Annotated in this window: 21 protein-coding genes and 2 pseudogenes; 7 read left to right on the top strand and 16 right to left on the bottom strand. The window is 51.2% G+C overall.

The annotated features are described in order from the left end of the window. Positions 1-173 precede the first annotated feature (173 nt). The 3 genes from ACLI4M_RS06555 to ACLI4M_RS06545 are packed head-to-tail and all read left to right on the top strand — an operon-like array spanning position 174 to position 6,107. On the top strand, positions 174-1,562 hold the full coding sequence (locus ACLI4M_RS06555) for a hypothetical protein (protein WP_133622666.1): 1,389 nt from the start codon (positions 174-176) through the stop codon (positions 1,560-1,562). Further along, positions 1,559-3,460 (top strand): hypothetical protein, encoded by a 1,902-nt coding sequence (locus ACLI4M_RS06550; RefSeq protein ID WP_133622667.1) that lies wholly within the window; start codon positions 1,559-1,561, stop codon positions 3,458-3,460. Before ACLI4M_RS06555 ends, ACLI4M_RS06550 begins: the two co-directional genes overlap by 4 nt. Then, positions 3,450-6,107, top strand: a complete 2,658-nt coding sequence (locus ACLI4M_RS06545) for a DEAD/DEAH box helicase (RefSeq protein WP_133622668.1) — start codon at positions 3,450-3,452, stop codon at positions 6,105-6,107. The genes ACLI4M_RS06550 and ACLI4M_RS06545 overlap by 11 nt, the downstream gene beginning before the upstream one ends. A gap of 149 nt (positions 6,108-6,256) precedes the next feature. Here ACLI4M_RS06545 and ACLI4M_RS06540 read toward each other — a convergent pair whose 3' ends face one another. From ACLI4M_RS06540 to ACLI4M_RS06520, 5 genes and pseudogenes are all read right to left on the bottom strand, one after another. Beyond that, complete coding sequence (locus ACLI4M_RS06540; RefSeq protein WP_133625006.1) at positions 6,257-8,776, bottom strand: hypothetical protein; 2,520 nt, start codon at positions 8,774-8,776, stop codon at positions 6,257-6,259. 40 nt (positions 8,777-8,816) lie between these two features. Beyond that, positions 8,817-10,268, bottom strand: coding sequence for a hypothetical protein (locus ACLI4M_RS06535; protein ID WP_133622669.1), 1,452 nt, complete (start codon positions 10,266-10,268; stop codon positions 8,817-8,819). Further along, positions 10,268-11,113 (bottom strand): hypothetical protein, encoded by an 846-nt coding sequence (locus tag ACLI4M_RS06530; protein ID WP_133622670.1) that lies wholly within the window; start codon positions 11,111-11,113, stop codon positions 10,268-10,270. The genes ACLI4M_RS06535 and ACLI4M_RS06530 overlap by 1 nt, the downstream gene beginning before the upstream one ends. Before the next feature lie 3 nt (positions 11,114-11,116). Continuing rightward, entirely contained in the window at positions 11,117-12,025 is a 909-nt protein-coding gene (locus tag ACLI4M_RS06525; protein WP_133622671.1) for a helix-turn-helix transcriptional regulator, read from the bottom strand. 195 nt (positions 12,026-12,220) lie between these two features. Next, positions 12,221-13,143 (bottom strand): annotated as a pseudogene (locus tag ACLI4M_RS06520) (IS5 family transposase). A gap of 78 nt (positions 13,144-13,221) precedes the next feature. Here ACLI4M_RS06520 and ACLI4M_RS06515 point away from each other — a divergent pair. Next, positions 13,222-13,364, top strand: a pseudogene (locus ACLI4M_RS06515) (DUF4942 domain-containing protein); the annotation flags it as partial. A 223-nt stretch (positions 13,365-13,587) separates the two neighbouring features. Here the strand turns inward: ACLI4M_RS06515 and ACLI4M_RS06510 are convergent. Then, on the bottom strand, positions 13,588-13,941 hold the full coding sequence (locus ACLI4M_RS06510; RefSeq protein WP_133622672.1) for a DUF1294 domain-containing protein: 354 nt from the start codon (positions 13,939-13,941) through the stop codon (positions 13,588-13,590). Positions 13,942-14,152: 211 nt separating this feature from the next. Here ACLI4M_RS06510 and ACLI4M_RS06505 point away from each other — a divergent pair, with 211 nt between their 5' ends. Further along, positions 14,153-14,485: a DUF1493 family protein gene (locus ACLI4M_RS06505; RefSeq protein WP_133622673.1), complete on the top strand. Its 333-nt coding sequence runs from the start codon at positions 14,153-14,155 to the stop codon at positions 14,483-14,485. Between the two features lie 83 nt (positions 14,486-14,568). On the opposite strand, the gene ACLI4M_RS06500 is transcribed toward ACLI4M_RS06505, so the two are convergent. The 9 genes from ACLI4M_RS06500 to ACLI4M_RS06460 form a co-directional block, all read right to left on the bottom strand. Beyond that, the gene (locus ACLI4M_RS06500) at positions 14,569-15,831 is read right to left on the bottom strand and encodes a PTS galactitol transporter subunit IIC (protein WP_133622674.1); all 1,263 of its coding nucleotides are present in this window, start codon (positions 15,829-15,831) and stop codon (positions 14,569-14,571) included. A gap of 83 nt (positions 15,832-15,914) precedes the next feature. Next, positions 15,915-16,916, bottom strand: coding sequence for a 2-hydroxyacid dehydrogenase (locus tag ACLI4M_RS06495; protein ID WP_133622675.1), 1,002 nt, complete (start codon positions 16,914-16,916; stop codon positions 15,915-15,917). Positions 16,917-16,932: 16 nt separating this feature from the next. Next, positions 16,933-17,694: an SDR family NAD(P)-dependent oxidoreductase gene (locus ACLI4M_RS06490; protein ID WP_048917471.1), complete on the bottom strand. Its 762-nt coding sequence runs from the start codon at positions 17,692-17,694 to the stop codon at positions 16,933-16,935. 10 nt (positions 17,695-17,704) lie between these two features. Next, a complete protein-coding gene (locus ACLI4M_RS06485) occupies positions 17,705-19,243 on the bottom strand; it encodes an FGGY-family carbohydrate kinase (RefSeq protein WP_133622676.1) in 1,539 nt (512 codons plus the stop codon). A 20-nt stretch (positions 19,244-19,263) separates the two neighbouring features. Beyond that, complete coding sequence (locus tag ACLI4M_RS06480) at positions 19,264-19,815, bottom strand: glycerol-3-phosphate responsive antiterminator (RefSeq protein ID WP_048917473.1); 552 nt, start codon at positions 19,813-19,815, stop codon at positions 19,264-19,266. Positions 19,816-19,829: 14 nt separating this feature from the next. Beyond that, positions 19,830-20,621 carry a class I fructose-bisphosphate aldolase gene (locus ACLI4M_RS06475; RefSeq protein WP_133622677.1) on the bottom strand — a complete coding sequence of 264 codons (792 nt, stop codon included), beginning with the start codon at positions 20,619-20,621 and terminating at the stop codon, positions 19,830-19,832. Positions 20,622-20,944: 323 nt separating this feature from the next. Continuing rightward, complete coding sequence (locus ACLI4M_RS06470; protein WP_133622678.1) at positions 20,945-21,457, bottom strand: helix-turn-helix domain-containing protein; 513 nt, start codon at positions 21,455-21,457, stop codon at positions 20,945-20,947. Positions 21,458-21,990: 533 nt separating this feature from the next. After that, complete coding sequence (locus tag ACLI4M_RS06465; RefSeq protein ID WP_133622680.1) at positions 21,991-22,581, bottom strand: class I SAM-dependent methyltransferase; 591 nt, start codon at positions 22,579-22,581, stop codon at positions 21,991-21,993. Then, positions 22,581-23,594: an HNH endonuclease domain-containing protein gene (locus ACLI4M_RS06460; protein WP_133622681.1), complete on the bottom strand. Its 1,014-nt coding sequence runs from the start codon at positions 23,592-23,594 to the stop codon at positions 22,581-22,583. The genes ACLI4M_RS06465 and ACLI4M_RS06460 overlap by 1 nt, the downstream gene beginning before the upstream one ends. A 188-nt stretch (positions 23,595-23,782) precedes the next feature. On the opposite strand from ACLI4M_RS06460, the gene ACLI4M_RS06455 reads away from it, so the two are divergent. Both ACLI4M_RS06455 and ACLI4M_RS06450 read left to right on the top strand, forming a co-directional pair. Beyond that, positions 23,783-24,307, top strand: coding sequence for a hypothetical protein (locus tag ACLI4M_RS06455; RefSeq protein WP_133622682.1), 525 nt, complete (start codon positions 23,783-23,785; stop codon positions 24,305-24,307). Beyond that, positions 24,308-24,862, top strand: a complete 555-nt coding sequence (locus ACLI4M_RS06450) for a hypothetical protein (RefSeq protein WP_133622683.1) — start codon at positions 24,308-24,310, stop codon at positions 24,860-24,862. 41 nt (positions 24,863-24,903) lie between these two features. Here ACLI4M_RS06450 and ACLI4M_RS06445 read toward each other — a convergent pair whose 3' ends face one another. Next, a complete protein-coding gene (locus tag ACLI4M_RS06445) occupies positions 24,904-25,239 on the bottom strand; it encodes a SymE family type I addiction module toxin (RefSeq protein ID WP_099754706.1) in 336 nt (111 codons plus the stop codon). Between the last annotated feature and the right edge of the window lie 716 nt (positions 25,240-25,955).

The following is a 25,955-nucleotide window of genomic DNA, read 5'->3' as shown; positions in this document are numbered from 1 at the left end:
AGATAACCAGAGGCTACAGCTTCTGGTTATCTGCATTTTAGCCCTAATCAATATCGGCCACTGATTTGCTGATTTGGTAAGGATTAGGAAATCAAGTGGCACATGGAAGGGCTTTCGCAGTACACAAATTGCGTGTTGTTAGCCCTGTGGGCATAAAGGACTGACGCAACGAAATGTACATAGAAAAATTTCTGACTGAATACGATGACTCGCTAACAGGTGAACTGAATGTTGATCCGCTTGGGCAATTAGTCATCTGGTCGTCCTGGGGGCAGGACATCTTTCATAGCCGTATTACTTCTATCGCAAATGATGTGCGGCAATACACGCTGAATCTGATGCATCACAGCGTACTTCGCCAGCTGCTGGCAGATGACAAGCAGCAAACTGCTGGCGCGATGAAAAGCCTCTATCATAAAAAGCAGGCGCGCGAGTTCAGCGCAGCCTGTCTTATCCATCTTGAAAATATCTACATCTACTCCATGCTGGCGGCTGAAAAAAGGGGCGTCACGCTCACCGGTGTGCAGGGTATCAATAAAGCCCGGCCAAAATGGAATGCCGCAGACAAAAATCCTCCGTTACATTTTGGTCATGAGAAGGGCAGTGAGCTGCTGACCAATCAGATTGCGCTTGGCACCAATGGGCGCTACAAATCGCCAATGATGAATATGCAGTTTTTCACTACTGATTACCGCTACGATCTGCCGGGTAATAAGCCTGTGTGGCAGGCTGCAGAGGCATTTATCCAGCATGTGCCAGAGCTGAATAAATTACGTGAAGCGGCTCTGACCCACTTGCAGTCACTAATGCGGGTATCACATAAGCGCGATCTCAGCCCGGTTTACGAAGACATTCCTGCCAGCCTTAAAAAGGCTTATGTGACGGCATTCCGCGACCCCAAAATGGTGGGTGATTACTCCCGTGAATTCTGGCTGCAAAGAACAGGTTTGGATAAACACGCGGCTGGGGCGATTTATCTGGTACTTGAGCAGGAACGTGAACGTTCGGACGAACCGGAGCTCACAGTCGCAGAGGTTTTCAAACGAGCCGTACAACAGGCTAAAAGTGTGCCTGAAATGAATGAGAACGATCTCATGGCGTTACAGAATATCTGCCAGGCTGAGCCGTTTTTGTCGTTGATCGATCTGATGTTTTCTGGTCTACGCCGACAGGGTAGTCAAACACTGGCAGAGTTCCGTCAATTCTGGCAGTCGCGCGGTCTCACGGAACTACATCTGCCTCAAATGGCGGCTCAGCTTCAACAAAATGGTGCACTACTTTCCTCCCTTTCCGGAACTCCCGCTAGACGTTTTCAGCAGTTATTAACGCTGGCCAGCGAGACATTGCTGGAAGAACAGGTACGGGGTCTGCTGGCCTATCATCAAAAGCTAATGGAAGCTCGAGGGCAATTTCCGTGGCTAATGCTGGAAGGCGACGAGATTGTGTTGCAAGTGCCACCGTATTCGCTTCGTGAAGAACGCCGGAATAGCGACTGGGTAAACCGTTACTATTTGCCACAGTTCAGGCACATGCTGAATGGCTTATGGGGAAGCGCGGCATGAAACTGCTAGAAACTTTTAAAAAGCAGATTGCTGAAATGGGCGATCTAAAGCGCGTTTGGCTTACCACCTTTAATCTGGATATCTCTTTTGTTGAGACTTGGGTGCTACCTGCTGTACTGGGAATGGATGTGCCTGCGAGTCGTATGGACTTTGAAGGCCTGCAACGAGCGCTGGACGAGAGCGGCATTGATTTCCGCATTTATTGCGATCCGCACATGATGGCGAAAGATAAGCCGAAAAGAACCTCGATAGCGGTGTATCCGGTTTCGGTGCGTAGGCTGGCTCAAGGCGAAGACTCTTATCTGGACAAGGATCGCGCACTGTTTCACCCGAAAGTGTTTTATCTCGAAGATCACAACAGAAAGATTATTGTGGGTGCGGGCAGTGCCAACCTTACGCTGAGTGGATGGGGGCGAAATCAGGAAGCAGTAGTTTTTCGTTGCGTTGCCAGTAATACCCAGTACCAACAGGTAAAACAGTTTTTTACCTCTATCGACAACAGTTTGAATAAAGAAGCGTTCTTCCCCATACGCCGTAAGTTTCTTGGCGATGATCATGACTGGTCATTTATTCACAGTCTGGCTGGCGCCACGCTGCTGGATACCCTGAAACAGGGTGTTGAGTTGAAAACGCTGAGCGTCTGGTCACCTTATCTTGCTGCTGATCTGGCAGGTTTTATTGGCAGGTTAGGGCCGGAATTGCACGTAGAATTAGTTCCTGACTTGGTCGAAGGAAGCTATATACGCACTCGCTGGAGTGAAAGTATTCAGGAGCTAATAACAAGTAAAGCGCTGACCCTTCACGACTCGCCTGCTCCCAAAGACGATCGTGCGTTGATGACCCATGCCAAGCTCTGGCTGGCGAAAAGCAGCAAAAGTACGCAACTGGCAGTGGGTTCCTGGAATTTCACTTCTCCCGGTTGTAGCAGCCTCATGGAGAAAAACTGGAATGTAGAAGCGGGAATTGTGCATCCGGTCTCTCGTAACATCACGATTTGCGGCAAAGAATGGGATGATGTTAATGAGGAGGATTTCGCCAGTGAAGCACTGTTGAAGGAAGAGGAGCTGGAGATGGGCGAACTCCCTCCTTTCGATCTCACCGTTATTTTTGACTGGACCCGCTGCGAATATCAGATTGTCGGGCAATGGTTCAGTGGCAAGCCAGAGTCGGGTTACCACTTGATACTGCCGGGTATCAATGGGTCGAATGAACTGGTATGGAAAGCTAATGGTAAAGTTCTGAAGTCCCCACAGCAATTGGCAGTATTGAAGAGCGATGCCGTGTTGGATAACCCTTTTTATACCCTGCGTAGAGCAGGAAAAATAGACTGGCAGGGTATGATCGTCGAAACTGGTACTGAACACCGGCGCGCGCTGAGCTTTACATCGCTCGATGATCTGCTTAACAGTTATCTGAGTTCTGCAGATCCCGGTTTGAGCGATCGCCTTATGCTGCGGGGCGTTGGGGCGCAAGACGAAGTGCAAAGTGAGGTAGAGACAGAAATCGTTAGGTTAGAAGTCACCAGCTATTTCCGCCTGTTTCAGGCCATCCAACAACGTCGCAACTGGCTGGTAGAGGTGGAAGATGGCACCCTGCTTTATCGTCGTCTGTTCAGCGAACCTGGCTGTCTGCAGGAACTGGCAGAAATAGCCAGAGAGCGGGCGAAGCAACCAACCCATCCGGTATTTAACTGGTTCCTGGCGCAGGAAGTTAACAGTCTGGCTGCTCTGGCAATAAAGCGTGTTAAAAGCATCCGACGCAAACAGGGGGCTGAAGCCATATTTGTCGCAGCGCACTTGTGGGAGTCTCTACAGGTTGCCATTCCACCTCTAACTAGCGATGCCGCTAGCCTGCGTTATCTCGCTGCCATCAGGGAAGACTGTAGTTATGGCGAATAAGTTAAAACAGATCATTACCCCGGTTGAGGTTTCAGCCGTGATGAATTTCGATGCGACTGATATGCACTGGCAGTATCAATCCGGTGCGTCCAGCATGGCGGCGAAGCAGGCTGAGGGTGTGGCTGGATTGTGGAATTTGCTGAGTAAACAACGACTGGCGCTTCTCGCCGATGAAGTCGGCATGGGCAAGACCTATCAGGCGATAGGTATAATGCTGCTGTTATGGGAGGCAAAACCCGATGCGCGCATTCTGGTGATGGCACCTAACAGGACGCTCTGCGACAACTGGGAAAAGGAATTCGGCACCTTCACCCAGAAGCACTACCGGGCAGCGAATAATGCGTTTACCTCAGCAGAAGGGAAGGAAAAATATGCTCCGCAAATTCAAGGCAGGCTGGCAGATCTGGCGGCAGCAGTGGAGAAAAAGGCACACCATTTCTACCTCACTACCATCCACTCATTAAGCGGCCTGGTGCCCCAGTCTGAAAAAGAAGATGCTCTGAACGCTGCAGAAGCCTATGGCGCGTCGTATCGTCAGCAGATTAAGCAAGCTCTGGGAAAAGGAGGCTTTGACTTAATTATCATTGATGAGGCGCACTACTTTCGTAACCGAAGCGGCTCACAGCGCGCTGCTGCCGCTCAGGCCTTCTTTGGTGATGCGCAGGATCGGCTGGGTAGCAATGTACTACTGTTGACGGGAACCCCCAATCACTCATCACCGCGAAATATTTACGACATTTTTAGCTACTTCAGTGACTTGCCAAAGCGGTACGCAGTGGATGATGTCAGCGCTCTGATGAATGATTTTGCCATCCGCCGCCTGCGCAAAATGCAGGGCAGGGAGGGCAGTCACAGCAAATATGAATATCGTCATGAGCGCGCCAGCGTTTCCAACTTTACTGACCGGCTGGATGCAGAGCTGTTCTTTGCTCTTTATCAGAAACAACTGGTTGTCCAGCTGGATAAAGAGAAAAAGTCGGGTGGCGGCAGACGTATGCTCTATGGCTATCTTGAAGGGTTTGAATCAACGGGTAGCACAGCCAGTGAGCGGGACAATGGTGGCGATGAAGAAGAACAAATCCATAACGACTTCAACCAAGCCCCGGATTCTTCTCTGCTCAACAGGCTTACCCGGCAGTTTAACGATATCTATCACCGCTTTCCAGATCACCCGAAATACGATGCGCTGGTGGATGCCTGCGTTACCAGCGATCCATTCGAGCAGTTGCAGCCGCTACACAGCAGAAAGCATCTGGTCTTTGTGCGCCGCATTCCGTCGGTGCGCGAAATTACCCAGCGCATCAACGCTCGTTATGACGAAATGATGGCTAAGCGGTTGATGGATGTCTGGCATCTACCCGCTGATGCACGGGAAAAATGGCGAGAATCGGGTTGGTCGCGGGAAATCTTCGTTGATCTTTTATCGGGAAAATCCAGCGGGGAGCCGGATCTGGAAGAGCATATGCAGGAAGATAGCGCGGCAGATGAACCCGAAGCAGATAATGAGCTGAAGCTTTCCAGTAAAATAGCGGAGTTGTTTGTAACGAAGAAAACCGGCCTGCGCAGCACTGACTGTGCCAACGTCAGTTTGCGTTTCCGCCGCCCGGAAAGTCTTTTCTCTCTGTTTCTGGAACCCGCACTGGACGGCACAACTGGTACCTATCGTTATCATTACCGAAAAGAGTCTGGTGAACGTCAGCGCGAGAGCTATGGTGATGCCGCGCGCGATGCCCGGTGGTCGCAAACCCTATTAGCGGCGGGGATTGAATATACCAAGGCATTGCCTACCGCCTGGGGACTGATGTTCAATGAGCTCCCGCAACCGGCAAAAGAGCAACTGATAAAGTGGCTCGACCAGCCTAACGGCATGGCAATCATTGAAAACTTTGCCAACTATCTGCGCACTGGTTACCTGTTTGCCAGCCCGGTGATGATTGAGCTCTATTGCTGGTTTACTGAGTTCAGGCGTAAACCTCAAAAGAACGAAGTTCAGCAGCGCTATGAGCATTTTGTTGAGTGGGTGACCCCCAAACTGAAGAGATCGCTGATGCAGCGTTACTTTGTGGCTGCCATCGAAACTTTCGAAACACTATGCGTGAAAATTGTTGGTCAGAAGCTGGATAGTAATCAGTACAGCTGGCGCGAGTTTACCAGCCTTAACAGCCCTGGCTGGTACGCTAGCGGGCGATCCCACAACCGTGAACGCTTGATTCGCGGATTTAACTCGCCCTTCTTCCCGAATGTCTTGGTAGCGACTTCAGTATTGCAGGAAGGTGTGAACCTCCATCTTCAATGTCATCAGGTGCACCATTACGGCATTGCCTGGACGCCTGGTGATAATGAACAGCGGAATGGGCGAGTTGACCGCCTCTTTGGCCGTATCAATACCATGCTCAAGGTCCAAGGAGAAGCCGAGATGATAATAAATTATCCTTTCCTTGAAGGTTCATTTGACCAGGATCAGTTGGCATCATTTATTCGCCATAAACATAGTGTTGAAGAGAAGCTTGACAGTTGTGAACCCCAGGATTTCGATAGTGCAATTGATCTCCAGGAGGACACTCAGGATTGGCAACGATGGCTACGACAGCCTTGTAAGGACAAGGATAAAGAAGATCCTTATCCAGCAAGGTTTGATCAGCAGTGATCTACTCTAGGTGATTCCCACACATACGATAATCACCCTCGTATATCAACGGATTATCAAAGAAGGGGGCCAGTGTGTAGTGGCTGGAGCCACTACACACTGGCCCAGCCGCTATATTGTCTTAAAAATTTGTCCCTATATTATTTCGGTCATGCAGCAGCAGAAATCGGCGCTGCAGTCTCCAGTTGATCAACTATCTCGCTAATTTGCGCATGGCCATAGGTTAGAATCGGCCTTTGCTTAACCACACTGACTACCAGCGGCTTGATCAACATATTGGCTGTTGCACGGCCTTGCTCTTTAGCAGCGAAGATGATCTCCAGCGTTTTTGGGTCGAGCACTGCTGCCAGATTCGCATTAAGATTTTCCAGCTCATGCTCTGTAAGAATGAAGCTTGTCGCAAGCCATGTTACTTGCTCCTGAATGAGCGTCAGCACCTTAACCCGATCGTCTTCAACCAGAGCACCAGCAATTTTTTTGGAAATAGCTGTAGCAATCATCCCACCTAGTAAGCCGCCTGCTGCGCGCCCAGCTAAAGCGCCAAACGGACCTAATGGGCTAAGCATTACTCCGCCAGCAATGGAACCGATAGCTCCTCCTGCCACGCCGGAAGAGGTTACAGCCAGATTTTTTATAAACTGAGCTCCAGAAATATGACCACGTATCATCTTGATCATATCCGGGCCTGTGGTAACGGCTACCAGCGCGAAAGATGTAACGAGTGTGCCGCGCATTATTTTATTTAGCGAATTCAAGTTAGTAGCCCCAACACCTTGTTGAAGCGCATTCCTTACAGTTGGGCTGGCTGCCGCGAAATCAATATTTTTAAGAAACCCCTGAACGGCGCCAATGCGGTGTAACTGCTGAACCGTCACATAAACTGTCAGCGTACGGGCAAAGGTTTTCCCTGCCTGAATCGCAGCTATTTGTAGCGCGGCCTTACGATCACCGGTATTGAGATAGAAAATAGAAGCCGTCAGCCCAAAGCTGAGCCCGCCTGCAGCAAGGCTGACAATAGACCCTTCTGCAAGATCGTAAGTAATGGATTCGAATGTGCCAAACTTAGTAATATTTTGGGCCTGGGTATAAGTAAGATGACCTTGGCGTACCAGTTTTGTCGCTTCAGTAGGATCATTAACCCCTGGCACTTTGCCATCGCGAATTTTGTTCTGCATAGTTTCAAGTGCTTTTGCATACTGATCTTTAGGCACTTCAAGCTGCATCGGTGCGCCGTTACTGTCATAGTAACGATACTGACCATTTTGCCCATCAAAACCCGCCCCTACGCTGCGCGCTGCAGTCGCACAATACTTTGTTTGGATCTCAGTACCATTAACTAGCCTATCTGCTCCATTTTTTGCATTGTCGTCACCGAGTATATGTGCGTCTTTCAGACGTACTTTGTCGACCAGATGGTTTCCTCTTTCAGCTGCGAAACCATGCCCCTGTCCACCCGTAGCAAACATTTTTTCATTGGTATTCCAGACTTCTGGCAACGTCATGAGTATCAGGCCATTCGTCGCTGCGCTGGAAATAAACTCAGCCTGTGGTCTCTCATGGATTTCTAGACACAGTTTTTCAGTTTCCCGGCAGACATCAGAGCAATACCATTCATGGTTTACATGCTCAGTACCATTCACACTTTTAATGTCACTCAAACCGCATGACGTGCAGGTACAAAGTTCATCTATATAGTGGAATGAGACAAATTTGCGTCCGTCTGAAAATGAATAATAACTCCCACAATCGAGATAACGATTCAGGAGATCATCGTTTGCAGCGGAAGGTAAATTTAGTCGATTGGCGAAAAGGATTTTCAGCTCATCGGAAGAATGAGTTAGCTTGCTATTTAATCGTTCATTGAATTCAGCCATTTTTGTTTCATACCAGGCATCATTCAATAACCAGTTTTCGCCCGCCAATTCTTGTTCACGCGTATCGCCCTGCAAAATATATTGCGATACCAGCTTCAAATAAATACTTTCGATTAATTCTGCTGAGAGGTTACTTCCTTTTTTTAGCTCTGTCAGCCATCCTCGGCTATTGATTGCTTTTTTTTCCTTCAATCCTTCGTTGATAGCAATCGCTAATTTCTTGAGTTCCTGAATCTGATTTGCCGCATAGAACTGCGTCAGCAAGGCTGCTATCCAGTAAAGCAAACCAGCCCACCACATTAGCGAAGATGAGATATTGTATTGCCATGCGATAAATGGAGTGGCAGCAGAACAGGCCATCAAAAAATAAGAAGTATAAAAACAGCAATAATACTCATTAATTTTCCTGACAATGTCGGCTGATGTAAGCCCATTTCTCAGAATTGCTTTGGTTTGCACGGGCAGCGCTAGCAGGCCTCCAGCAAAAGCGGCAGTTAAAATGAACTTCATGGAGTCAAAGGTATGAGCTTCATAGGCGATATGTTTGCCATCAAGCCCCCACATAAAACTAATGATCATGCCAGAAATGACCAGTGGAACACCCAACAACCAGCGTAGGCGAAGCGCAGAGGTTATGCGCTCCACAATATAACCTGCTAATAGCGGTGGTCCTGCTACAATCAGCACCCCTAGACCTAATACCACACCCAGAATATTGAGCGATGCCCGAAATAACGCTTTAAGAATAACAAACCCTATAACCAGAAGAATTAATACACCAATTATCTGTAGCATTATTATTTTTATCCTTGTTTTAACCGGTTTCATCCCGGCATCACGCCATCATAAATGCGTCCAAATCATCCGCATTTTTAATGATTTTGTTTTTCTCTACTCCATAGGCCTGAGCAAGTGTAATGCTCGCCTCGAGTAATTTACGGTTATTTTCAACATTGAAAGCTGCTGCTGTCAGTTCACCTAATGCCGTGAATTCGGACAAGATGCGCTTGAGTGCCTGCTGCTCAATGTCATTCAACCGAAGAGTAAAATGGTCCATTCTGGCTTGCAGAGCCTGGCGGGCTTTGCTGTCCAGATTTTTGGCTACGGTGACCATGAACTTTCCGGAGATAGAGCCAATCACAGCTCCCAGCACAGGAACAGGGATTAACGCCTGGCCTGCAATGGCCATTGTACCAACAATCGCGGACTCGGCACAAACAATGAGCCCGAGCTCGGTAAACTCATCAAGATCTATTTCACCCTGATGGTAAGATAAGGCAAGGCTTCCAACCCCCTTGGCGGCGGTGACAAGTGCGCTGGCGAATGGTGCTCCCATCGAGGCATAGTTGGTAAGGGTATAAATCGCTCCAGCGGATACACCTCCAATGGCTGCACCTTTTAGTGTATCTAGCCCCACGTCCTGCCAGTCTTGTGCATCGAACTCACCACAAAATATATTTTTACCGTCACGATACTTGCGGTATATCCCCGTTCCGAGAGCAAAAGCCCCCCCGAAAGCTACTCCCATCGCTGTCGCCCGCATGGCTTCGTTCAGCGAAGGCTGGTGATCCTCGATAATTTCAGCTTTTTTAGTCTCGTTCTGCTTACCTAATTCCTGATCATGCTTATCAAGTGTTTCTTCGATTTTCCCCCATTGAACGTCTTTGTAATCGGAAACACCTGGGCGCACGACATCGGCAAATGGTCGCCCCGTCGCGCTTTCAATATCGGCAACTTTATCCTTAATAGCCTGTAATGTTTTTTCGCTCAATCCCTCTACCGGCTTCCCGTCAATGACGTCCTGGATGGTCTGCCAGGTATCTTTCGGGATATGGTAAAACGGCTCACCCTTTGTGAAGTCGGGATAGGTTTCCATGTGCTTCAGGACATGCGTTAAATTGTTATTAATGCCGTTTATAAATTTTGACTGTACTTCAATACCATCAATCTTGTAGTCCGCAGGGGCGGTGCGGCCCACCTCGTTAAATGTTGCACCTAAAGCCGACTCATCAACCAATCCCTCATCGATCGCCTGGCATGCATTGCGCACGCCCACCTCAAGTTGTTCAGCAATCTCACCGTGCTTGGTACTCATCGAACCCAGAATGTTATTCGGTGACGCAATAAAATCACGCACCTTCTGCATCTGTTCGCCCGCAAAAGTAAAGGCGCTATCCTGCTGCGCCAACTTAAACAATTCATCCTTGATGCGGGCCTGATTGAGGGCACCAACTGCACTGCCGATAACTTGGTCACCAACCGCATCATGACTATTTAAACTATTCATTACTGGATTTTCTTGTTGATCAGTTTTGACAACGCATTGATATGGTTAATCAACGCCCCTAGCTGATCTTTCTGATGCGTATTGAACTGGCTATAGTCTCGCGGTGCGGTCTTTTCCAGTGCATCGACGATGCTTTCAGTGCCATGATAATGCTCTGACGTTAACACCTTTAGTTCCTGAGCTCCGCGTTCCATCACTCTCAATTCGCTGGTTTTGACGCGAACCTGGCGATCTTCGCGCTGAGCTTCGTCAATGATTTTTCCATTCTTACGACGAGCCAGTAAGGTTCCTCCCGCAATACCTACGGCACCAATTCCCCAACCGACTGGACCCGCTAACGCCAGCAATGCGCCTCCAGCGGACATGCCTCCGCCGCCAGCTGCCAGTGCACCACCACCAAGCCATGCCAGTGCAGCATTCGTTGCCGCAGCGCCGCTTAAAGTTGCAATTGCGGTACCCGTTGAGGCCGTACCAAAAGTCGTTGCAATGGCTAAGGCTGCCGTGGGGGCAAATGCTGCGACTCCCGCTCCGACTGCAACCCCTGCGGCAGCGGTCCCTTTTCCAACGTGTGATGTTCGGTATTCTTCTTCCAGTTTTTCGACGATGTTATCGAATTCAGCAATTTCCGCTTTCAGTTCGCTCCAGGATTTATCAAATTCTTTGGGTTTATTCGCCAGTCGGTTTACAAAGCTTTCACCACGAGTAATCAAATTTTTACTGCACTTTTGGCGCAGCAAAAAGAGCGCAGTGATCTCCTCCTGAGTATCTTTTGCCTGTGCTTCATATTGGTTAGTTGCTCTGGTGAGACTGGCTAATGCTTCTTTTCTTTCTGAACCGCGTAGCATGATTTACTCCTGTTGCATGTCGTCAAAAATAGCCATGCCGTATTTTGTTTCCATTTCAGCCATCTGTTGATTGAGCTTCTGCTGAAAACGATGTTGCAGGCTAATAGGGGAAATAATAATGAGATTGGGTAACCAGTATCGTAATAGAGGGAAGAGCTGGTTTTCGTGCGCCATTTCGGTTTGCACAATCAAATCACCGTTTGATTCTTGTCGTATTAATTTCTGCGCAGGTAATAAGTTGCGCCGCTGAAAGTAGTAGCTAACCTCGGCTGCGATTTTGACGTGTACCGTCTGCTTATTCAGAGAAAACCAGACATCATCTTCTTCAGCAAAGTACTGGGTTATGTGCCGCTCTGGCGTGAAATGTACGGGAGTAAGATTCAGCCAGCGAATTTTACTGAGCTGATAACCCTTCACATTTCCTCTATCCACAGCACCGAGATACCAGACACCTTTTATGTTAATGAGCTTATAAGGGGCAACGGTACGGAGTTTGTCTTTATAGTGAAATTCGCAAATGTTGTTTTCGCGAATCGCTTTATCAAACAGACTAAAGTTATTCTCAAGTACTCGTTGAGCCTCAGGATCGCTCGGTAAAGCACGGATACTTAACGACGTTAAATCAGGCTGGGAAAAGAGTTTTTTTGTGGGAAATAACGCTTCCATACCTAAAATACGGACGAGATTTTGCAGTTCTTTTAGTGATTGAGGTTTGGCATAAGCAGGTGCCAGCCTGTAAATACCATCGCCATTATGGATTATACGATCGCCTAAGCGGTTAAGATCCCGATATAAGGTGCGTTCGCTAATTTTGAATTCGTCCATCAACTTTTGGCGAGACACAAAACCGTATTGATAAAGTTCTGAGATAATGACGGTTATTCTCTGTACCATGACTTCATGCCCGCTCATAAGTCTTCCCTTGATAGCTTTTCCCTGATGGTAATCTTACTTACTGACAGGTTATGTCAGTAAGCGACAGAAAAATGGAGAGCCTCCTTTTTCTATATCGGCTCAAAAACAGTTTATCTTAAAGATTTCATGCATCAATGGGCTTTGTTGAATAAATCAGATACCGGGCGAGCGTCCCTGTAGCTGATCGCATATTCAGGCAATACGAATGCTTTCCGGCATACCTGCCTTCGTCATTTTGTTCAGCGCCCGCACCATGGCCATGGACTCCGCAACCTGACCATCGTAGTCACGCAGCGTCAGTGAACCACTAAACAACTGTTTTATCCAGTACATCGCCGTTTCCTCTATCGAGCGACGGTTATATTCTGTTGTCCATTTCAACCGCGCATTACTCCCGCTCAGCCGCTGATTCGCAACAGCACGGTGACGGTCTGCGTACTCCACAGGCCAGTAACCCGCTCCTTTTCGGGGCGGGATGAGCGCATTGATTTTCTTGCGCCGCAGTTCATCATGGCACAGCCGGGTGTCGCAAGCGCCGTCTGCCGCTGCTGCCCTGATTTTTCTGTGTGTTTGTCGGATAAGACCCGGGAAGGCTTCTGAGTCTGTGACATTCTTCAGCGACAGATCTGCACAGATGATTTCATGTGTGTTGCTGTCAACGGCCAGATGCAACTTCCGCCAGATTCGACGGCATTCTTTGCCGTGCTTATTGACTTTCCATCCCCCTTCACCAAAGACCTTCAGCCCGGTGGAATCAATCACCAGGTGTGCGATCTCACCCCGGGTGGGTGTTTTAAAACTGACATTAACCGACTTTGCCCGCTTATTGACGCTGGTGTAATCCGGGCAGCGCAACGAATTTTCATCAGGGAGAAAATGGAATCAATAAAACCCTGTGCAGCCCGCAGGGCCAGCCGGAATACGCGTTTGAGGACCAGGACAGTGGTGATGGCAAGGTCAGAATAACGCTGAGGTCTTCCTCGTGATGAAGGTATAGTTGATTCATACCAAGCCTTAATGACCTCATCATTCAGCCAGAAAGTGAGGGAGCCACGGTTGATGAGGGCTTTGTTGTAGGTGGGCCAGTTGGTGATTTTGAACTTTTGCTTTGCCACGGACCGGTCTGTGTTGTCGGGAGGATGCGTGATCTGATCCTTCCATTCAGCAAAAGTTCGATTTATTCAACAAAGCCTAAGAACGTTTACGAGGATGAGTTCTTCAGCATTCGTTACTTTCAGAAGGTACCGCGCATCTGACGTTTAAGCGTCTGGAACTGACAGAGAGGATGAATGACATTATTGCGAAGCACTACCCGGGGATGCTAGCAGCACGTTAGATTCATACTGGATCAAATCGTGTCTTTGCCCCGATTCGAGTCCCAAAACCAACGATTTAATGTGTTGGTATCGACGTTGGTATATTATCTGATGCCAGTTTTTTATTTAAAATCAAAGAATTATTCATTATGTGCGAGTCCGGCCTTCGCACCATAAATCAGTTATGAACATTTAAGCCACCGCGAGGTGGTTTTTTTGTGCCTGACATTCAGCTTTCCTCAATCACATCACCAGGCTGATGACGTTCGGATAAAACCAGTAAAGCGCGACCATCATCCCGATGTTCAGCAGAACAGTAATAAAGAAGTAACGCTTAAACGGCTGCTTCTGCGTTTTATGGCGAAACAGCTGCTGACCAAGCACCGCACCCGGCCATCCCCCCGCCAGTCCCAGCACCAGCAACGTCGACTCCGGCACTCTGCGCCAGCTTTTGCGCGCCGCCATTTTATCCCCGCCGTAGATGACAAACGTCAGCACGCTGGCGAGCAGCAACCACATCACCAGCGGGTGCGGCAGCAGCGCACTGGCGACCGCCGCTAAGGCCAGAAGCAGGTAACAGAAGGTATTGAGGGTCATGGGATTTACGGTGGCCACTGTTGAGAAAGAGGGGCGATTGTAGCTGATTTTGCGCAGGATTCGCGAGAAAGCAAGAGAGGGGAAGGAGCGATATCCAAGGCATGAGATCGCTTTTAAACTCCAGAACGCTGATAATTTGATCGCTATGATTTTGGATTCATTGAGGGGGCGAAACTGCCATTCCCTCACGAAAAGGGAGGAACGATAAAGCATGGACGGTGATATTGAGCAGCGGGTTATCGCACTGGCAAGGCGCTACAACGGTGTTTATTTATTTAACAACGAAAAGAAGCAACGGCTGCTCACACCCGCAACTGATTTAGACACGGATATGCGCTTAGATGTTGGTGAAGCCGAAGATTTAATGGACGAGTTCTTTAGAGAATTCCAGGTTCAACAGGGGAGTTACATGATTGAAACTTACTATCCTGATGAGCCTTTTTCGTGGAATCCCTTCAAGAAATTTCCAGTCACTCCTGTACCCGACTTCACTCTTGGGATGCTGATTGAATCGGCTAAGGCAGGGAAGTGGCTGTACGACTAATCAATGGCACCGGGTTGATACGGTTGCCCCTCCAACCGTATCAACTCAGTCCCGCTCACTCCGCCCACCACAATCCTTCGCCGCTAATGCGCCGTGCCAAACAGCTCCGCGAACTTCACTGCCAGCCACCCGACGGGAGTGGTTGCGCCCCCGACCATATTGGTTACCTCAGACATCCCCTCCGGGATCGGGATATTGGCGTTTCGCGCCGCCTGCGTGTACTCCGGGGAAATGTCACTGCCGACGTACAAAATGCAGGTGACGATCAGCGTGCCGGTAATAAACATGCGGAACATATTGCGTTTACAGAAGGGCGTGACCATCGCCAGCAGGAACATCAGTGACGCCAGGTCAACGAACGGCAGCACGCGGTTGCCCGGCAGAATGACGGACAGCACCACCGTCATGGGGATAAGCAGCAGCCCGGTTGCCAGCACTGAAGGTTCGCCAATCAGTAACGCCGTATCCATACCGATGTAGAAATCCCGACCGGGGAATTTCGCCTTCAGCTTTGCTTCCGCCGCATCACGCACGATCATTAATCCCTGCACCAGGATCTCGATCATTTTTGGCAGAAGCAGCATGGCCGCCGCGACCTTAATCGCCAGCGCAACCGCCGCCGACGCACCATATCCGGCCAGCAGCGCCAGCAGTAACCCCAGCACAAAGCCTAACGTCAGCGGCTCACCAAAAACGCCAAACTTTTTGTTAATCGTTTCCGGGTCGAAGTTTATTTTTCTGATCAGCGGGGTTTTATCGATAAGGTAATTACAGACCATGGCAAAGGGCACGTAGCATATACAGGTAAGGTGGGGGAATGAGATCCCCTTGAGGTGATAATTTTTCTGCAGGTAGGGCGCGGTGAAATCTGCCGCCAGCAGCGTCAAAATAAATATGCCGAAGGTAATCCCGACAGCAAGCCAGTAATTACCGGTTCCGGCATACACCACTGAACCCACAAGCAGGAATATCCAGTAGTTGAAGATATCGATATTCACCGTTTTGGTGATTTTCAGCAGCAGCATCGCCAGGTTGATGCTAATAAAACCGACCACCACCGGCAGCATCAGCGGCGAGCCCCAGCCAATGGTTGAGGCCGTGGGCCAGCCGGTATCGACCACCGTCAGGTGCAGGCCAATGCGTTCAACCATCGCCTGCGAAGCGGGGCCGAGATGGGTCAGCAGCAGGCCAATCACCAGTCCGACCCCTTCAAACCCGATTCCAACCAGCATCCCGGCTTTAAATGCCGTGCCGAGGGTGACCCCAAAGCAAAGCGCAATAATAAAGAATATTACGGGCATCATGACGGATGCCCCCAGACTGATAATGCTGTTGATAATATCCATAATCATTCCTTCAGCGTGCGGAAGATACGGGCACGGAATATTCCGCGCCCGGTTGGCTATGTGGATTGAATACAGCGTGAGGATTATTTTTTCTTAAGCCAGGCCAGCAGCGCCTCAGAAAAGAGTTTGGGCGAGTTGCTGAAGGCATCCATAGTGCTACCGGCAATATGTGGCGTAATCGTCACGTTACTCAGCGTGTAAAAAGGGCTGTTATCCGGCAGCGGTTCGTCATCAAAGGTATCCAGCGCGGCACCCATAATTTTCCCGGCTTGTAAGGCCGCAATTAAGTCGCTCTCATTGATTAACCCGGAGCGGGCGGTATTGACGATAATCGCGCTGCTTTTCATCAGGGAGAAATGATGCGCGTTAATCATCTGCGCGGTTTCCGGCGTCAGCCGGGCATGCAGCGAGATAACATCGGCGCGTTTGACCAGCTCATCCAGCGAATCGACTTTTTCATAGCGATCGTGTCCACTAACGTACTTATCGTAAAAGATAATCTCCGTATCAAACGCGCTAAGATAACCGGCGACCCGCCGGGCGATATTGCCCAGCCCGATAAGGCCGACCACCTTGCCGCCAATCTCCGGGATCGCCCGCTGGTTAGGGCTCTCCCCGCGCCAGATTTTAGCGCGCAGCGCAGCGTGCGAACGGGCAATATTGCGCATCTCCGCGAGGATCGTGCCCACGGTGAACTCCGCCACGCTGCGCGCATTGCGCCCCTGCGTATTTATCACCTCAATGCCGCGCGCCTGCGCAGCGTCCTGATTGACGTTTTCCACGCCGCCGCGCAGCACGCCGATAATCTTCAGCTGTGGCAGCTGGTTGAGGACGGCGGTATTCACCGGGGCGAACTGGACGATCAGGATGTCGGCGTCCTCCGCTGCCAGCAGCAGCTCTGCGGGTAACGCCACGGCTTCGGCACCCTGCTGCTCAACCCGCAGATTATCCTGCTGTAATTTCTCGACGGAGGGATGCGTCCACTCGCGCACTTCAACCTCGATGCCTTCATCCCTGAGCGCCTTAAGGCCGGATTCCATCATCGCTTTGTTGATAAAAAGATCGGCAATCGCCAGACATTTCATAACTGTTCTCCATGGGTTAACGCATCAACATCCCGCCAGTGACATCGACCGTGGCTCCGGTCATATAGCGGGTTTTAGGGGAGACCATAAACACGCCGATATCGGCGATCTCTTCCGGTTGGGCCACCCGGCCCAGCGGAATGCGCTTGAGGTAATAGTCAGGATCCCGTTCGAGCTGGTGACGAACCATCGCGGTATCCATCATCCCGACGGCGAGGTTATTGACGTTGATTTTCTGCCTGGCGACCTCGCGCGCCAGCGAAATGGCGAACGCCACCAGGCCCGCTTTACTGGCCGCGTAGTGCGCATGCCCGGTGGTAGAGCCGTGAAAGGCCGCCTGGGAGGTAATGTTCAGAATGCTGCCCGCCTGGTCCCGCTGCAGGCAGTGATTAACAAACAGCTGGCTGAGGTGAAATACCGCTTTCAGATTGATGTTCATCACCCGGTCCCAGTCCTGCTGGGATAATTCAGTGACGTAGCCGCTCAGCCAGATCGCCGCGTTATTGATCAGGATGTCCGCGCTACCCAGCCTTGCAACGCAGGTTGCGAACAGCGCCTCCCGGCTTTGCTCATCCGCCAGATCGGTTTTCACCGCGATAATGTTAACGCCGGTGGCATTTTTCACGCTGGCAACCAGCTGCTGCGCGCTTTCTTCATGCGTTAAATAGCTGAAGCAGATGTTGACCCCTTCATTTGCCAGCGACAGCACCAGCTCTTTCCCCAGCCCGCTGGCACCCCCGGTGACGATGGCGCTACGGTTTTTTAAGTTCAGATCCATGCTTGCCTCATTAATCGGTGATGAAGTGGCTGCAGCGCCGCCACGGGGACTGCATCTCTGACAGCAGATTTTTATACAGCTGATATTTGTCCTGATAGACCTGCTGATTGTCCGGGTTGGGCAGCACGGTGCGCGAGACGTGGACCATCGCCTGAGAGGCGCTAAAGACGTCGTCAAACCAGCCGATCATCACCGCTGCCGTCATCGCCGTGCCCAGCGTGCCGTGCTCTTTGACATCGACGATTTCCAGCCGCGCCTGGAAGATATCGGCGAACAGCTGCAGCCAGGCAGGGGAGTTGGTAACCCCGCCCGCAATGCGAATCGTGCGGCTTAACTGCGGGTTGATGTGGCGTAAACGCTCGGTGTGATAGAGGTGGCTGAAGGCCACGCCCTCGTAGATCGCCCGCAGGAAATGGGCTTTTTTATGGAAGCTGCTGACGCCGATAAAGCCGGCGGAGGCATCCGGGATGGTGTTAGAGCCAAACACAAAGGGAAAGAACAGCAGGTGGCTTTCTTGCGGCGTAGTGGAGGAGACCAGCGCGCTGCACAGGTCGTAAACGGATGAACCCTCCGAGGCCGCTTTTTCCCGCTCGCCCTCCATAAAGTTATTGATGAACCACTCCAGATTACTGGCCGAGGTGGGGCTGGCCTCGGTGATCAGCCATTTACCGTCGATCGGGTAGATGGAGGTCATAAACAGATCTTTGTCGATCACCGGTCGATCGGTGACGTACTCGTTGATGCTCCAGGTGCCGGTGACGATCGCCAGCTTATCCATGCTGTTGATGCCGCAGGCGATAGCAGAGGCAGAGATATCGAACACGCCCCCGGCAACCGGCGTTCCCGCCTGCAGCCCGGTCTGGCGGGCGATCTCCGCGCTGAGGGTGCCGCAGCAGTCGGTGGAGAGCTTAATCGGCGGTAATCTGTCGCGCAGCCCGGCAAGGCCCCACCACGCCAGCAGTTCGTCGTCATAGCGGCGCTCGCGCACGTTAATCAGGCTGGTGCCGGAGATATCGGTCAGCTCCACGCAGGCTTCCCCGGTCAGCCAGAAGCGGACCAGGTCCTTCACCATAAAAATCGCGTGGGTGTTTTGCAGCGTTTCCGGCTCGTGGTCCTGCAGCCAGGCCAGCAGGGCGACGGGCTGCCCGGCCCAGACCGACTGCATGGTTTTGGGCAGAATATGGGAGATAAACTCCGGCGAGTTTTGCCATCTCTCCACATACTCTTTTGCCCGGCTGTCGGTAGAGATAATGCCGTTACGCAGCGGATGACCGCTTTTATCGACCAGATACAGCCCGTTGCCGTGGCCGGTCACGGCAATGCCTTTGATCTGGCTGGCGGCAATGCCGGACTGCTCAAGCGCTTGCCGGATAACGGCAAGATTGGCGGCCCAGAGTTCATCCATATCGCGTTCGGTATGATGCTCTTGCGGGGTCAGCATGCGGGTGGACTGTGCGGCGCTGGCGATAACCTTACCGCGGCGGTCGTAAATGGCGGCCTTGGTGAAGGTGCCGCCATTATCAATGCCCATGACGAATTCATCATTCATTAGCGTGGACTCCTGATTGGTTACCATAAGCCAGGTTCGCTGGTGGTGATCCCTTTAAATCCGGCATGGAATATTTTCTCTACAAGGGTTTTGCGCTTTACGAAGCCCCCGGCGATAAATACCACCTCACAGCCGTTTAAATTACGGCTAATTAATTCCAGGCACTGACAGGCGTATTCAGCCGGTAGAATTTCAATCGCATCCAGCGGGTTGTGCTTAACGATATCGATGGAGTGGTCGAGCGAGCGCGAATCAATAAGCAACACGCGAAAGATGGTCAGCAGCCCCTCTTTTTTGGCATAGCGCAGCGCGGAAAGATTGGATGAGATAACACCATCAACCCGGTAATAATTTTTTAGCAGGGCGATCCCTGCCTGGTCCGGTTTAAATCCGCCGAGCAGTTCAAGATGGACCAGCACTTTTTTACCGCCCTGATGACATTTGCCAATCAGCGACTGCAGGTTGCCGATATTGGCCTCCGACAACAGCAGATACTCCGACGGGCAGGCGAGCGCCTTATCCAGGTGCTTATACTTTCTGACTGAGGGAATAATGGTGTTATTTAACTGCATAGTGATTTCCGATGTTAATGAGCCATGTAGAGGCTGTAAGCATCTTCCGCCGTGGCATTGTGATGGATGATGGCATTCAGACCTGCTACCACTTTTGCTGGCTGTGGGTCCTGCGTGATATTGCGGCCCACCGCCACCCCTTTTGCGCCAGCCTGCATGCAGTGCTGTACGAATTGAAAGTAGCCGTCGATACCGGTTTTAGGCCCGCCGAGCGCCAGCACCGGTACGCCTGCTGCCTCGACGATCAGCCGGTCGTCGTCAGTACCGCTAAAGCGGGTTTTGATCACGTCTGCGCCCAGCTCCACCGCGGCTCTGGCCGCCGCCGCAATGATCGTCGGGTTGTTCGAGTCGTCGCTGGTCACGGCATAGCCGTAAGGGAGGGATTCAACAATCAGCGGCATATTCCAGCGGTCGGCCGCCTGCGCCAGCTGCATTGCCATAAGGTGGGTTTTCTCCTCGTTGAAGGCGCCGGGGAAGGTCATGCACACCACGCCCTCAGCCGCGACTTTCAGCGCATCTTCAATGGAGAACACCGCAACCGTATCGGGCACGCTATTATCAAAAATACTTACCGTGCTATCGACGCGTAATACCACCGGAACGTGGCTTAATGCCTCACCGAAATTTTTCAGCATGCCGTAAGTGACCAGCGCGCAGTCCAGACCCTGCGCGACTAAATCCGGAAGCTGACTGAGTGTATTATCAATACCCGCTGTTTTAGTTGAAAAGTGATAACCATCGAGCGCCAGCGTGACCGATTTGCCATCTTTTGCAAAAATTCTCGACAGACGACGTTGTTTAGACATTGATTTCCTCCTGAATAGAAAAACAAAAAAAGCCCTCAGAGAAACGAATCTCTGAGGGCTTACTCTTCACGTACCCTGATGATAATGGTTCGGGGGGGCAAACCATTACTCTTGAATTATTTATCCTGGAAAGAGGCGTTTATATATTCCAATATAAACTCACTCTTCCGTGCGGTTAATAACTAGCATGCAGGCGATCGCATTGTCCAGTCGGGATAGATAAAATGAGACGTCCATCACGCCTTGGTAAGTGGTTAATTCACCGCAAGCCTGAATGCTTCCGCCATGTATTTTTGTTCACGCTGAGGGAGTTATAAACCATTTCATTTTATCGGTTTATTCGGCGGTTTAAGCAGTGCAGCCAGATCCGCTGATGTGGTACCCGCCTCTTTCCGTTGGAGGGACGAGGCGCGATGGTTTTTTACCGGGTGCCCTATCGGACCGTCAGATCCTTTATCGGTGACAGCGGTAGCGGCATCGCTGAGTGAAGTTTTATCCGCAATGGGCTTGCGGGGCATCCTGGGTTTAGCTGCCGCAACGCCATCATTTTTTAACAGGCGGGAATCCTGGAGCTGGCGACCCCGTTCATCCTCAGCGGCTAACTTATTCACATCATTTTCCAGCCCCAACACCTGCATGACGGACAAGTAGGCACCTATTGTGACACCGGCCCCCCCTGCTTCAAGCGAACGCAGCGTCATTGGCGTCATACCTGCCCGTTCCGCAACCTGTTTGGCCGTTAGTTTACGGCGCAGGCGGGCCAGCTTTAGCCTCTCACCAAAATCGGTAAGCAGCCGGGCAGTGACAGGAAGTAGAGGTGCTGTTTTTTTTGCCATGATGCTAATATTTTATCTTTTTATGGTTTTTGTGGAAATAATAATAGCACATATATTGTGGTAGGCATGGCAGTTGATAGGAGATGATGAAAAGATAATATTATTGTTTTTTAGGATGGAAAGAAAAGAATATTAGCACTTTATGAGGGGGTAGTGGGTCAAGCGGAGATGGCAAACTGAGTTGTGAAGGTCATTTAAACACTTGATGGCGAAGGGATTTCTAACCTATTGCTTGGGCAGGCCATTCTACCAGCACATCTAATCCCAGCTTTAACTCCCTTCCAGGTGCAAAAAAATTATGATGCGATGCGAAGTGGTCCACTATAAGACTGCCCACCGCTTTAAAGTTTTTCAAGGTATCGGTTTCCGATTCGTTTGGAGATAACTCACCATTATATTCATGCGGCTTTAACAGGCTGTAAAACCGGACGATATAGTCTGTGATTGCATGAGCCGCTTCGCTAGAGTGAAGTGGGGGGCTCTTCCCGTCTGCTGCGCGTACCAAAACTGGATATGGATTATTTCGAGTAGGGTTAGTGAGAGGGTTTGTTTGCAATTAGAGCATTAAACCATCTCTCGTTCTGCCGTTCCGCGCGTTTGTCCCCAGTTAGCCAGCACTCCACAACCTCAATCCCTGATAACCCAACGATCATTTCTCCCAACCCAGACTCATCCATATCCGTAAACCTCCTTCCATCCTTCTCCCTCTCCCCGCAGCCGTACTTAAACGACAGATACCAAACCCCGCCCGGCTTCAGCGCCTCTGACAGCTGCGTCATCACCCCCGGCAGTTCCGCCAGCGGCACGTGCAGCAAGGAAGCACAGCACCAGATACCGTCGTAGCGCTCCACTTCAGTGACGTCCTCGAAGCGCATCTGCTTAACCGGTAATCCCGTATGCTGGCGCGCCAGCTCGACCAGTTCGACGGAGGCATCGAACGCTTCCACGGCATAGCCCATCTCGCTAAACGCTTTGGCATCGCGCCCGGAGCCACAGCCGGCGTCGAGTATCCGCGCGCCCGGCTTGAGGTGGGCGACGAACGGGCGATACATTTCGGACATATCGACATCCACCGTCTCGCTGAAAAAGCGCTGTGCGTGCAGCTGGTAATAGTCACTGTTCATCAGAAAATACTGTCCCCTTGTGCGGCGGGCTGCCAGGTGTGCAGCAGCGCATTGAGCGCGCTCTGCCAGCGCTGTTGCAGGAAGTTGTGGCGCTGCTGGCTGCTGCTGCCGGTTTGCTGGATCAGCGTTTCCCGCAGCGGCAGGTGGCTGTTAATAAAGTATTCATTACGGTGATGTAGCCGCTCCAGCAGCTGCAACGACGGGATGCGCGCAAACTTGCCTTCGTGGCCGCGATTGCATGACTGGCAGGCCAGCACCAGGTTCCAGACGCCGTTGAGGTTAGCGTGCGTGGCGTGCAGCGACCAGGGAATAAAGTGGTCGACGTCGGCGAGGTTGTCATCGCCCGCCTGCAGGCTAATGTCGCGATAGCAGTAGAAGCAGCGCCCCTTCTGGTAGCCGTTCAGGCTGTCGCGGCAGCTGGTGATGTTGATGCGTCGCTGCTGCTGGCGGCTGAACAGCAGCTGCTCCTGTTGATCGTATTCCAGCGCGATCAGGTTGCGCGATACGCCCATCGCCCACGCCTGTTCCACCAGTCGCCAGCGGGCATCCGTCTCCTGCACCAGGTTGTTAAACTGCGCGGTCTGCGTCAGCTGGTAGAAGTTATCGGTCAGGCGAATCCCTTTGGCGGTTTTGCGCTCGTCGATAAAGAAGCGTTTATCGATCTCGGCGCTGTTCACGTTATGGAAAGCGTCAATCACGTTGGCAAAGCCACGGCGTATCGTCTGCTCAATCAGCTGCGCTTCGCCGATCTCCTCGTTGTTGAACTGCATGCAGGCATTCAGAAACTGACTTTGCCGCGAGGTGATCTGTTTTGGCGCATCGCGCAGGTGCGTGCAGAGGTGGCGGGCAAACGGTGCGGCTAAGGTTTCCAGCGGGATCAGGTCGTCCTGATGCTGCTGCAGGTCATACAGCGCATGGGCGAGGGCGAACTTATAGGAGGCAACGTTTTTGCCAAACAGGATCACTCCGCGCCAGTAGTTCGCCAGCGTCGGGTCGGCCTGATAGAAGCGCATAGGTTATGGATCCCGCTCCGGTTAGCGCCCGATAAGTGGGCTAAACGAGTAACGTGATCACATAGCAAAATGGCGGCGATGTAAACCAGAAATGCGGGACGGCTCGCAAAATTTCAGGATGAGTGATAAAAACGAACGGGTCATTAATGCAGGGCATGTATTGGCCCGCCATCAACACAGGATGTGAGATGAATAAGTTTATGCTCTTTACACTAAGCGCTATTTCGTTCAATTCCATTGCGGCATTCGCTGCGCTAACGCCGACAAGTGTTGTAGATCATATCCAGCATACTGGCGCGAAGACTTACCTTCAGGCATTAGCCAGAGAGAATGCGCACGCCGCGGTGAAAAGTGATTGGGAATATATTATTGCAGGGATATCCAGCGGGAATGCCGAATGGTTAAAGATAATCCCACTGATTGCCGCCGCTACCGATGCCGGGTTCGCTGAGGATCTTGCTACCGCGCTTGCACAGGCTATCCCAAAAAATGTTGGTGGAGTAATGGAAGTGCTTAATGACAGCGTGCCGCCTGTCAGCGTTCGGTCTGTGTGTTCAATGCCGCTTTATGTTGAAACGGTTCCGCAACAGAACGAATACTTTGTGAAATCGGTGCAGGCTCTTAATAAACTCAACACGGCTAAGTCGAAACCATGTCTGGCGCAACTTATCAGGACGGTGGGCCAGGCAGGTCCGTTCAGGATGGTGGATTAAATGATTATCCCAGTGAAATGGTGGCTAACGCTAATCGCCATCCCCGCATTCTCAGCTGCCGCGGTCACTCCAGATGATATTCAGCGCGATATCAAATATTTTTGGCCAGCTGAATTTTCCCAGAAAATTCCTGACGCCGACTGGAATACAACGCTCGCCAATATCTCCGCAGGTAGAGCAGACTGGATTGCTCTGGCTGCGCAACTGGCTCCTGTGATGGACAGGCCGCATGCCATTCAGCTTGGTAAGGCGCTGTACGACGCGCTGCTGCCAAACGCGGAAGATACGCTAGCGGTGCTCGCGATATTGGATAAAAATCAGCATACCTATCCCTTTCAGCAGGGAACGGGTACCAGCTGCGTTCCTCCATTAAATAAGTCTGGCGATGGTCTGCTTGACCCGCAACATTATGAGCAAACTCGTCTGGCGCTGCTGGATGTCGGGCCGCAGGGAGCAGACTGCCTGTGGACGATGGAAGCACTGGCTGAAGAGGTGAAAGCTGCCGCACGCAGCAAGGTGAACGCCAAGAGCAGGGGTAATGAATCAGTATATTAGTTGCCAAATCCCGGCCATCAGGCCGGGATCGCTGACTGCTACTACTCTTTAATCTTTCTACCCGCCAGCCGCGCCACGTACTTCTCTACCCGGCGCTGCTTGGATTCCGGGAGCCTGCGCACGATGCGGATCCCCTTTTGCAGGCGTGATTCATACTGCTCGCGTACGGTGATCATTATGCAGCCGTTCACGACGCGCATCTCCACCGGTGTGCCCCGTGGGAAGCCCGCATCAGCCAGCCACTGACCGCTGATGCGCAGTAAGGGCACATCCCAGTATTTTGGAGGGTTTCTCACATAACCCACGCGGCAATGGTGTAATTCCGGCGCTGCGGCTTCTGGTTCAATGATTTCTGCATTACAATCCTGCTCATCCATAATAACTACCTCTTATAGTTGTTGTGGCTAGCGGCGTAATTGTGCTCGAACACATTTACGCCGCGACTTGATACCCTGTAATTATATCCAGCGGGATAAAGGAAAACAGCGAAAAATAAAAGCCGTGTTGGAAAATGCAAAGCGGCTCGAAAAAATAAATGAAAACCGTGAAATAGCCCTCCCTGAAAATGAATGTGAAAAATTAATCTCTTTAACAGTGAGGGCCGATCGGAAAAAAGGATCGGCCCCTACAGGATTCATGCAGGGCGGTAATACAGGGCCGATCGGAAAAAAGGATCGGCCCCTACAGGATTCATGCAGGGCGGTAATATAGGGCCGATCGGAAAAGAGGATCGGCCCCTACAGGGTTCATGCAGGGCGGTAATATAGGGCCGATCGAAAAAGAGGATCGGCCCCTACAGGATTCATGCAGGCGGTAATATAGTGCCGATCGAAAAAGAGGATCGGCCCCTACAGGATTCATGCCGGGCGGTAATATAGGGCGATCGGAAAAAAGGATCGGCCCCTACAGGATTTATGCAGGGCGGTAATATAGGGCCGATCGAAAAAGAGGATCGGCCCCTACAGGGTTCATGCAGGGCGGTAATATAGGGCCAATCGGAAAAGAAGATCGGCCCCTACAGGGTTCATGCAGGGCGGTAATATAGGGCCGATCGGAAAAAAGGATCGGCCCCTACAACGTGACGGATACAGTC

The sequence above is a fragment of the Erwinia sp. LJJL01 genome, assembly GCF_047300805.2.
GTDB lineage: Bacteria > Pseudomonadota > Gammaproteobacteria > Enterobacterales > Enterobacteriaceae > Erwinia > Erwinia aphidicola.
This window is presented reverse-complemented; position numbering and strand designations above follow the sequence as displayed.